The 6,046-nt window shown below is 67.9% G+C and carries 4 protein-coding genes; all 4 read right to left on the bottom strand.

Going from position 1 to position 6,046, the window contains the following annotated elements; genetic code table 11:
* Positions 1-271, bottom strand: a 271-nt coding sequence (locus JW876_07545; protein ID MBN1885358.1) for a Nif3-like dinuclear metal center hexameric protein, incomplete at its 3' end; no start/stop codon positions are given.
* A 13-nt stretch (positions 272-284) separates the two neighbouring features.
* The gene (locus JW876_07540; GenBank protein ID MBN1885357.1) at positions 285-1,088 is read right to left on the bottom strand and encodes a hypothetical protein; all 804 of its coding nucleotides are present in this window, start codon (positions 1,086-1,088) and stop codon (positions 285-287) included.
* Positions 1,089-1,109: 21 nt separating this feature from the next.
* Positions 1,110-1,304, bottom strand: coding sequence for a hypothetical protein (locus JW876_07535; protein MBN1885356.1), 195 nt, complete (start codon positions 1,302-1,304; stop codon positions 1,110-1,112).
* 64 nt (positions 1,305-1,368) lie between these two features.
* Positions 1,369-6,012 carry a sigma 54-interacting transcriptional regulator gene (locus JW876_07530; protein MBN1885355.1) on the bottom strand — a complete coding sequence of 1,548 codons (4,644 nt, stop codon included), beginning with the start codon at positions 6,010-6,012 and terminating at the stop codon, positions 1,369-1,371.
* Positions 6,013-6,046 lie beyond the last annotated feature (34 nt).

Here is a 6,046-nt window from a genome sequence, read left to right as displayed (position 1 = left end):
TGCCGTTGGCGAGGAGCCGGCGGAGGCGCCGGGCCATGAAGCCGACGATGGGCACGGCCGGTCCCCAGAAGAGTCCGTGGTGCACGACGATGAGGTCGACCCGCGCGCGCGCCGCGCGCCGGATCGTCTCCTCGCAGGCGTCGACGGCCGTCGCGACGCGCCTGACCTCCCTTCGGCCCTCCACCTGGAGGCCGTTCAGGGACGAGTCGGCGCCGAAGGCGCCGATGTCGAGGGTATCGTCGATCCACCGCGCGAGCGTCGCGAGCCGCATGCCGCCTCCTCCGTCAGTATCCCATCGCCCCGAGGGCGCGCATCTCGTTCCCGAAGGTCTTTTCCAGTTCCTGCAGCGGCTCGTACCCCTCGTAGTCGAGGAGTACGCGCCCGAGATCGATCGCCTTCGCCTGGAGGGAGTCCCCCTGGAAGGCGAGGACGATCTCGGTGAAGGAGGCGCGGTGGATGCCCGTATCCACGACGAAAGCGCCGCCCGCCCGCTCGGCGTAGGTGCCCTGATGCGCACGGGGGCTGTTGATGAGCACGTCGATCCCCGGCACCTGCCCGGCCAGTTCCACGCTCCGTTCCCAGCCGAGGCGGCTCATTGCCACGATGACGCTGCAGCCGCGCTCGCGCAGTTTCGAGACGGTCTCGAGGGCGGCGATCTCGGGACGATTCACCGTGTAGAGCGATTGCACCTTCTCGTCGACGTCGTAGATCTCGGTGGGCAGGGCGAGGCTGAAGACGCCGACGCGGACGGCGTCCCGTCGGCCGAGGATCGTCCGCCTGCCGCCGACCTCGATCACGATGAAGGGTTCGCCGAGGGTTCCGTCGCCGCGCCGGTCGACGATGTTCGCCGAGGTGAGGGGGATGTCGTACCGGTCGGCCGTCTCGATCAGCCGTTCGCGGCCCATGGCGATCTCGTTGCCGCCGATCCCGACCGCGTCGTAGCGCATCAGTTCCATGCCGCGGAAGAAGAAGCGCTCCTTCGTCTCCTGGTAGTTGGTACGGCGTGCGAAGGAGAAGTTGCCGCCGTCGAGAAGGATCGTCGGGCGCTCGTTCTGGCGGTCGCGGATGAGGGCGGCCCACCGGGCCATCCCGGAATAGCGATCGGCCTTTCACCCGCAGGGTTCGCGGTAGCCGGCCAGGTCGGTCGTCACGAAGAGGCTGATCGATGTCCCCGGCGGCACGTCGGGCTGATCGCTCGTCGCGAGGTAGATCCTGAGGGGGATGTAGACGGCGAGGAGGATCGCCAGCAAGGCGAGGCCGGGGCGGATGAAGTTGAATCGCGGACTGCCTGGTGCTCTTCTCATGATCTCCAGTCGTGCGTTCCGGCCCGCGGCGTTCAGGTCCCCGTGGACGGATCGGCCGGGTCGTTCAGCGGTTCTTTTCCCAGTTCTTGAGCTTGGCGTAGAGCGTCGGTTTCGATATCCCGAGGAGCTTCGCGGCCTTGGTCTTGTTGTCGCCGGCGAACTCCACCATCTTGCCGCAGATGATCCCCTCGAGCTTCGGGAGGATCGGCTGGCCCTTCATCGACTGCGTCGCCTCGATCACCCGCGCGACAGCCGTCTCGATGTCCGCCTCGCTCCGCGCGATGAGCGTCTCCGTGCCCCGTATGATCTCCTCGGGAAGGTGCTCGGGGAGGATCGTGTCGCTCCGGGTCTTGATCGAGAGCCGGATGACGAGGTTCTCCAGTTCGCGCACGTTTCCCGGCCAGTCGTAGGCGAGCAGGTACGCCATCGCCTCGGGGCTGAAACGCTTTTTCGGAATATTGTACAGGCGGCAGAAGGTCGTCAAGAAGTGTTCGGCGAGGGGCGCGATGTCCTCGAGCCTCTCGTGGAGCGACGGGACGCGGATGGGGAAGATGTTGATCCGGTAGTAGAGATCCTCGCGGAACTTGCCCTCCTTGACGAGACGCAGCAGATCCTGGTTGGTGGCGGCGATGATGCGGGCGTGCGTCTCGATCTCACGCGTCGCCCCGACGCGGTAGAATTTCTGCTCCTCGAGCACGCGCAGGAGCTTCGGTTGCAGCGTGAGGGGGAGGTCGCCGATCTCGTTGAGAAAGATCGTCCCGCTGCTTGCCACCTCGAAGTGGCCCACCTTCTGGCGGTGGGCACCGGTGAAGGCCCCCTTCTCGTGGCCGAAGAGCTGGCTCTCGAGGAGGTCGTGCGGGATCGCCGCCACGTTGATCGCGACGAACGGCTTGTCACGGCGCGCGCTCGCCCGGTGGACCATCTTGGCGATCGTGTCCTTGCCCGTGCCGTTCGGGCCGATGAGAAGGACCGTCGTGTCCATGTCCTTGACCTGGTCGATCAGGTCGACGATCCCGCGCATGGCGGGGGAGACGATGATGATGTCCTGCTGCCGGCTTTTCGCCGTGTCGGCGGCGGGCGGGGGCGGGACGGCGGCGCCGCGCCGCTCGATCTCGGTGATCCGCTCGGCCAGCAGGATCCGCTCGAGGCCGAGAGCCACCTCCTGGCTGAAGGCGACGAGGAAGACGTGGTCGTCGTCGCTCGAGCCGAGCCCCGTCTTCGGCGAATCGAGGTAGAGGAAGCCGGTCACCTCGTCGCGGATCCACAGGGGGATGCAGATGATGCTCCGGTGCGCCTTGAGGAAGTGGCCGGTCAAGCGCCCCTCGGGGATGTGCGTCCGCGACGTGTCGAGGGGATATCCCAGTTGCCGGGCGATCTTCAGGATCGAGGTGACGTTCCGGTCGGTGAGGACGGCACCCTCGTCGAATCCCCCGGTGGCGGCGACGATCCGGAAGGAATCGCCTCCCTCGTCCTGCAGGATGAGCGCGGCTCGCTCCATCCCGGTGATCATGCGCACCGTCTCGGTGATCGTCTCGTGCAGCGAGGCGGCGTCGTGGATCGTGCGCATCAGCGAGATCACCCAGCAGAGTATGCGGAGACGCGAGGAGTCGTCGTCGATCTGCCCGACCGAGAGGGGGCTCCGCCGCTCGATCGCCTCGCGGAACTCCTGGATCCGGCGGGGGACCGTCTCGCTCTCGCCGACGAGCGAGGTGGCCCGCATCAGGTACTCGCGCGCCAGCGGCTCGTTCCCCTCCTCGAGGCACATCTCGCCGATCTCCGCGGTGATCGACGCGGCGACGGCCTTGCGGCCGAGCAGCGAAAGCTCGATGCCCGTTCCCTCGAGGAGCTGGCGGCCCTGCGCGCGCTTTCCGCGGGCGAGCTGGATCCGTCCCTCGAGGAGGTTGAGGAGGGCCGCCTCGAGGCGGGAGCCGATCCGGAGATTCAGCGCCCGCGCCTGGTTGAGGAGCTCGGCCGTCTCGGTGATCTTTCCCTCCCGGAGGCTCAGCTCGCCGAGCCGGCGGAAGACGACGGCCTGCTCGCGGAGCGAGCTCGTCTTTTGGCAGATGTGGAGATCGCGGAAGAAGAAATCTCGCGCCTCCTCGAGATTGCCCCGGCGGAACGCCGTCTCGCCCATCGTTCCGTAGGTCTCGGCGAGGAGCTGCTGGTTGCCCGTGTCCTCGGCGAGCCGGATCGCCGCGCTGCAGTTCTCCTCCGCCTCGTCGAAGCGCTCCATGTCGAGGAAGGTGAGGGCGATGTTGAGGTGGGCCGCGGCGAGGCCGTTGAGGTTGTTGCTGCGCCGTTTGATCTCCATGCTCGCCCGGAAGCTCTCGATGGCTTGCTGCACCTTGCCCATCGACCGGTAGACGAGGCCGAGGTTGTTGTAGCTCGCCGCAACGCCCAGGTCGTCGTGCGTCTCCTCGCGCAGCGCCAGGCAACGGTTGTGGCACTGGATCGCTTCCTCGTACTTGCTGCGGTTCCAGTTGATTGCGCCCATGAGGTTGTAGGCCTGCGCGACCTCGCAGGGATGCTGCTTCTTCTCGAGGAGCTTGAGGACGAGCAGGCAGTTCTCCCACGAACGGTCGAAATGCCCGAGGCGATAGTGCACCCAGGCGAGGTCGTTGTAGAGCTTGGAGCGCTCGTGCGCGAGGATGTGGTCGCCGTGCAACTCGAGGGCCTCCTCGAGGAGCGTCTCCGCCCTGAGGAATTCCCCCTTCTTCTCGAGTATCTCGCATTCGCGCCGCGCCGCCTCGACGGCGAGCGAGCGGAAGTTGCCCGCGAGGGCCGTTCCCTCCGTCTCCTGCCGGCAGCTGCGGTAGAGCGCCTCGGCGGATTCCATCCGTCCGATGAGGGCGAAATACTGTCCGATCTCGAGGAGAAGCTTGAGACGCAGCTCGGGGGGGAGATGCCGGTCGAGCCCCGCGGCCATGTAGCTCTCGTTCAGGTAATTCACCGCGCTCAGCCGCTTGCGCTGGAGGAGCTGCTGGAAGAGCTCGTAGCCGTTCAGCGCCGCCTCGCGGAGCCGCCCGCCCCGGGCGAGATGGAAATAGCCGTAGACGATCGGCGCCGTGCCGGTCTCCCGGAGGAAGAGGGCGATCTTCTCGTGGAGCTGCGTGCGGCGCTCCTCCGGCATCGATTCGAGGACCTCGCCGGCGAGGAGCCGGCCGGCCGGCCGGTAGACGAGGCCGAGATCGCCGCCGGTCATCTCCGAGTACTCGGCGCGCGTTTCGACGAGGCCGAGGGAGACGAGCTCGTGCAGGACGCCGTAGATACCGTCCCCCTCAGCCTCGTAGACGTCGAGAAGCACCGAGAGCGGGATCTCGAAGGAGAAGACGCAGAGGAAGGTGAGGATCGACCGTTCCTCGCCGTTGAGCGCGTCGAGGACGGACGACGCGTCCCGGCCCCCGACCGTTCGTTTCGCCGCGCGCAGGCGCGCGACCGTCGCGAGCAGGGAGAGGGGGTCGGCCGGGTCGAGGTCCGCGAGGATCTCCTCCTGCCGCCCGGCGGGCACGAGGTCGCCGAGGATGCGGCGAACGGCGTCCCCGTCGAAAGAGGGGATTTCGATCTCGTCGACCGGGATCTCCCTGCGGTCGGCGAGGTCGTGCAGCGTGTCGGCGAGCAGCGGTCCCGTGTCGTCGCCGGTCACGACGACGACGAGCTTGAAGCGGTCGATCTCCGCGCCGACGCGGTCGACGAGCCAGGCGCCCAAAAGGGGGTCGCCGTGGCGGTCGTCGACGATCGCCACGTCGCAGTCCTCGGGAGCCTCCGCTTCCTCGACGGTGCGGTAGAGTGCCTGGTCGCCCGGGAGGAAGGCGCGTGTGAAGCCCCACTCGTCGACGAGCCGACGGGCGGCCTCCGAGGCGAACCGGCTTTTGCCCGAGCCGGGCTTCCCGCGGACGATGACGAGCCGTCGCTCGCCGGCCGCCGCGCGGTGGGCGATCTCCTCGAAACGCTCCATCGCCGGGCCGACGGCCTCGAAACGCGGTCGGCGGCCCGCGAACACGGTTGGACGGGTCTCCGCCCCGACGGCGTCGGCGAGTCCGCAGACCGCGCCGGCGATCTCGTCGAGTCCCGCGCCGTCTCCGAGCCGGGCGAGGCGATTGGCCGCAGCGCGGCAGGCGACGCCCGCCGCGTCGTCGAGATAGCGCGCGACGATCCGGACGATGCGGGCGAGGGCCTTGAGATCAGCGACGACCCGGTCGCGCGGCTCGTTCGCTCTGCCGAGTATCTCGCCGAGCAACGTCGCCGGCAGCAGGTAGGCCGTCGGCAGGATGCGGAGGGATTCGTCGACGATGACGAGGGATTCCAGGCCGAGGTTGTCGAAGGTGAGCCCGCTCTCGAGCCGGCCCAGGACCTCCTCGACGAGCTGCCGGAGCAGGCGGGCGGCGGTCGCCGATCGCATCGAGGGCAGGGCTTTCGTGAGGGGAATCAGCTCGGCGTGCGGCAGCAGGATGTTGATGCTGTGATTGTTGCGGCGTATCCCCACGACCGGCTCGATCGCGCCGCCCCCCCGAGCGAAGAGCGAATCGCGCATCGCGAGATCCTCGACGGAGATCGAGACGTGGTCGGGCGGAGGCAGGGTGAAGAGGAGGAACCGCCGCTCGCTCAGGGTGTCGGTCACGCCGAGTCCGCGCCACGGCGGGTAGTCGCCGAGGATCGCTCCGGTCTCGTACCGGGAGACGAATCCCTGTTCGTAACTGTTGTTCTGCATCGCACGTCACCGCGATATGACAAGAAATTTGACC

The sequence above is a fragment of the Candidatus Krumholzibacteriota bacterium genome (genome assembly GCA_016931295.1).
Classification (GTDB): domain Bacteria; phylum Krumholzibacteriota; class Krumholzibacteriia; order Krumholzibacteriales; family Krumholzibacteriaceae; genus JAFGEZ01.
This window is presented reverse-complemented; position numbering and strand designations above follow the sequence as displayed.

Coding starts and splice junctions, on each gene's coding strand:
- JW876_07540 (MBN1885357.1), bottom strand. CDS start 1,088: ATGGCCCGGTGGGCCGCCCTCATCCGCGACCGCCAGAACGAGCGCCCG.
- JW876_07535 (MBN1885356.1), bottom strand. CDS start 1,304: ATGAGAAGAGCACCAGGCAGTCCGCGATTCAACTTCATCCGCCCCGGC.
- JW876_07530 (MBN1885355.1), bottom strand. CDS start 6,012: ATGCAGAACAACAGTTACGAACAGGGATTCGTCTCCCGGTACGAGACC.